We start from the raw sequence: 4,738 nt of genomic DNA on the forward strand, positions 1-4,738 counted from the left end.
GCCGGTCAGGCTGTCATTGCCCGCGCCGCCGCGCACTTCCTCTGCGCCCGCCGATCCGACGAAGATATCGGCCAGACCCGAAAGGACATAGCGCTCGATATTGGTGTAGGTGTCGCCCTGCGCCATGCCGGTCGAAAGCGCGCCGTTGGTCAGGTTGACGGTGAGACCCGTCGCCGAAGCGCTGAAGTCAACCACGTCGTCCGTACCCGCGCCGCCGTCGATGGTGTCCGCGCCAAGGCTGCCATAGATGGTGTCGTTGCCGTCGCCGGCCATGATCGTATCCGCATTGGCGGACCCGTAGATGCCGTCGGCCAGCGACGATCCGATCACGCGCTCAATGCTGATCAATATGTCGCCATTGGCGTCGCCGGCCGAACCCGGCGTGCCATCCATACGCACGACCACGCCGCCGGACGAGGAATAATCCGCCGTGTCGAATCCAGCGCCGCCGTCCAATATGTCCGCGCCGGACCCGCCGATCAGCGTATCGTCGCCCGCGCCGCCCTCCAGCGTCTCATTGACGCCGGTGCCGTAAATGGTGTCGGCCTGGCTGGAGCCGATGACATGCTCGACATTGATGATGGTGTCGCCCGCCGCATCGCCGCCGGAGGACGCCGTGCCGTCAAGGCGTACAGTCACACCGCTCGCGGATCCGCTATAGTCGATCGTGTCGGTGCCGGTGCCGCCATCGATACTGTCCGCCTGGCCATAGCTGACGAAATTGTCGTTGCCGCCCCAGCCCCACAAGACCGTGGAGACCAGCATGCCGCCGCGCAGGGTGTCCGCATAGTTGAGCGATCCCTCGATCCGCTCGATGCTGGTCAGGATATCGCCCTGCGCCCAGCCGCCAACGCCCGCAGTGCCGTCGTTGGAGATGGTGACGGCCGCGTTCGAATTGCGATAGTCGGCCGTATCCGTGCCAAGGCCGCCAATCACCTGGTCAGCGCCCAGCCCGCTTGCGATCACGTCATCGCCGTCGCCGCCATTCAGGATATCGACGCCGCTATTGCCATAAAGCGTGTCATTGCCAGCCCCCGCCAGCAACGTAGATCCGGTGGCGTTCGCCGTCATCTCATCATTCTGGGCGGAACCGATCGCGATCTCGATGTCGAACATCCGGTCGCCCGCAGCGTCGCCGCCGGTGCCGAAGCTGCCGTCGAGATAGATTTTCATGCCGCTGCTCGCAGAGGCCGAATAGTCCACCGTGTCGATGCCATCGCCGCCGCGATAGACATCCGCGCCGCCGCTGCTGATGAACTGGTCATCCCCGGCAAGGCCGCTAAACTCCTCGTCGGCGCTGCTGCCCTCGAACCGGTCGGCAAAGGCGGAACCGATGATCTTCTCGATCCCGGTCATGGTGTCGCCCTGCGCGTCGCCGCCACTGGACGTGCCGCCAGTGCGGATGGTGACGGCGCTGGCCGATGCGGAATAGTCCGCCGTATCGGTGCCCGACCCGCCCGACAGCGCATCCGCGCCCGCGCCGCCGATCAGCACATCGTCGCCCAGACCGCCCGACAGCGTGTCGTCGCCGCCTTCGCCGCGCAACGTGTCGTCGCCGTCGAAGCCGTCAAAATTGTCGCTGCCCGCGCCGCCGATCATCATGTCGCTGAGGCGCGAGCCGACGAAGCGCTCGACATTGACGAAGGTGTCGCCCTGCGCATCGCCGCCTGTCGCCGTGCCCAGCGTCAAATCGATCGTGATGGCCGCGCTGGAGGTGGAGTAGCTCACGGTGTCGAAGCCCGCGCCGCCGTCCAGTTGATCCGCGCCGCCGTCGCCGCGCAGCGTGTCATCGCCATCCTGACCCATCAGAATGTCGCTGCCGGTCCCGCCGGAGAGCACATCATCGCCAAGGCCACCCAGAAGCGTGTCGTCGGAGAAGGTGCCCGTGATGGTGTCGGCGAAATCCGATCCGATCACGGATTCGATGCCGCTAAGGCGATCGCCGGCCGCAATATCCCCGCTGCTCGACGATCCGTCCAGATTGACGGTCACGCCTGCGGCTGCGGCGGCATAGCTGGCCGTGTCGAAACCCGCGCCGCCGGTCAGCGTATCCGCGCCCGCGCTGCCGATCAGCATGTCATCGCCCGCGCCGCCGTCCAGCGTCTCCGCCCCAGCGCCGCCCGTCAGCGTATCATTATAATCGGAACCCAGAAGCCGCTCGATGGAAACCAGCGTATCGCCATTGGCTTCGCCGCCCGTGCCGCTGTTCGTCGCCAGGCTGACGGTCACGCCCGCCGTCGCATGCTCATAGGACGCCGTGTCGAAACCTGCGCCGCCGTCAATCGTGTCCGCGCCCGCGCGGCCTTCGATCACGTCATTGCCGTCCTGACCGATCAGGATGTCGACGCCAGTGCTGCCGACCAGCGTGTCGCCATAAAGCGAACCCAGGACGCGCTCGATACTGATCAGGACGTCGCCGGTCGCCGTGCCGCCCGCGCCCTGATCGACACCGTTGGTGTAGACCGTGACCGCCGCCGTGGATGCGCTGTAATCTGCGGTGTCGATGCCCGCGCCGCCGTCCAGCGTGTCGCTGCCCTGGCCGCCGACCAATATGTCGTCGCCGTCGCCGCCGTCGATCATGTCGCCGCCAGCGCCGCCGTCTATCGTATCCGCGCCTGCGCCGCCGAGCAGCGTGTCGGCATTGGCCGAACCGGTCATGACGTCGTTGAATGCCGAGCCGATCACGCGCTCTATGCCGGACAGCGTATCGCCGTTCGCATCGCCCGCGCTGCCTGTACCGGTGGCAAGGTTGATCGCAATCGCGCTGGCCGACGCCGAATAATCCGCCGTGTCGAACCCGTCGCCGCCCGTCAGCACGTCCGCGCCTGCGCCACCGACCAGCATATCGTCGCCGGACTGGCCGATCAGCGTATCGTCGCCCGCGCCGCCATGCAGGATGTCCGCATTGGCCGAACCCCTCAATATTTCGATGCCGTTTAGCGTATCGCCCGCCGCATCGCCGCCGACGCCGACAGTGCCATCCAGATAGGCCGTGACGCCGGAGGCCGAGGCGGAATAGTCCGCGGTGTCGATGCCCGCGCCGCCCGTCATGGCGTCGGCGCCCGCGCCGCCGGACAGGATGTCGTTGCCCGCATCGCCGTTCAATATATCGTCGCCGTCCTGGCCCTGCAGCGTATCGTCGCCCGCGCCGCCATCGATCCGGTCATTGCCGAAGCTGCCCGCAATCGTGTCGGCAAAGGCGGAACCGACCACCCGCTCGATCGACGTCAATACGTCGCCCAGCGCCTCGCCGCCCGAACTGGCGACGCCATCCATGCGCACGGAGACTGCCGCCGTCGCCGCCGAATAGTCGGCCGTGTCATAACCCGCGCCGCCATCCAGCGCATCCGTGCCGAGGCCACCGACCAGCGTGTCGTCGCCGTCGCCGCCGGTCAGGCTGTCATTGCCCGCCCCGCCCGACAGCAGGTCGTCGCCAGCGCCGCCCAGGATGGTGTCGGCCAGGGCCGTGCCGAAGATGCTGTCATTCTGGCTGGTGCCGATGACCTGCTCAATGCCGCTCAGCGTATCGCCCGCCGCATAGCCGCCGCTGGAAACTCTACCGTCCATATACAGCGTGATCGCCACGCCATTGTTGGAATAATCAGCGATGTCGAAACCCGCGCCGCCGATCAGAATGTCCGCGCCCGCGCTGGAATAGATGATGTCGTCGCCCGCGCCGGTGTCGATCTGGTCCGCGCCCGCGGACCCATAGACGCGATCCGCCTGGCTGGAGCCGATAACCTGTTCAATGGATGTCAGCACGTCGCCCTCGGCGTCGCCGCCGGTGGACATCGTGCCATCCATGTAGAGCGTCACGCCCGAAAGGGAGGTCGCATAATTCGCCGTATCGACGCCCGCGCCGCCATCCAGAAGGTCAGCGCCCGCGCCGCCGATCAGCACATCGTCGCCGCCTTCGCCATACAGAGAATCGTCGCCGCCACCGCCCGTAAGCACATCCGCGCCCAGGCCGCCGCGCAATATCTCCGCCGCATTGCCGCCATAGAGGCGGTCGTCATAGTCGGAGCCGATCAGTTGCTCGATGCTGACGAGGATGTCGCCCGCCGCATCGCCCCGGCTGCCGGTCGTACCGTCCAGATAGACGGTGACCGCCTGCAGCGCCCCGGCATAGCTCGCCGTGTCGAAGCCCGCGCCGCCGTCGAACTGGTCAGCACCCGCGCCGCCGATAAGGATGTCGTCGCCCGCGCCGCCGGAAAGAATATCGTTGCCCGCGCGGCCGGACAGCGTGTCCGATCCTGCGCCGCCAACCAGTTCGTCATCGCCCGTCGACCCGTTCAGCGTGTCGTCGAAGGAGGAGCCGACAAGCCGCTCGATCGTGTCGAGCACGTCGCCCGCCGCCTCGAAACCCACGCCCGCCGTGCCGTCCAGCGATACCGTCACTCCACCGGAGGCCGAACTATAGTCTGCGGTGTCCGCGCCCGCGCCGCCCGACAGCACATCCGCGCCGCCGCCGCCAATCAGCGTATCGTCCCCGGTATTGCCGTAGAGCGATTCATCCGCAGCGCCGCCCCGGATCAGGTCAGCGCCTGCGGAACCCAGAACCCGTTCGACGCTGGTCAGCATGTCGCCGTCCGCGTCGCCGCCGCTGCTCGCGATACCGTTCAGATTGACGGTCACCGCGCCGACCGATGCGGAATAGTCCGCCGTATCGATGCCAGCGCCACCGTCGATCGTATCCGCGCCCGCGCCGCCGGTCAGGATATCGTCGCCCGCGCCGCCC

At 67.2% G+C, this 4,738-nt stretch carries 1 pseudogene; it reads right to left on the reverse strand.

Annotated elements, in window-relative coordinates:
* Positions 1-4,738 (reverse strand): annotated as a pseudogene (locus BHQ40_RS25945) (calcium-binding protein); the annotation flags it as partial.

It is taken from the genome of Sphingobium phenoxybenzoativorans, assembly GCF_001757355.1.
In the GTDB taxonomy this organism is placed as follows: Bacteria; Pseudomonadota; Alphaproteobacteria; order Sphingomonadales; family Sphingomonadaceae; genus Sphingobium; species Sphingobium phenoxybenzoativorans.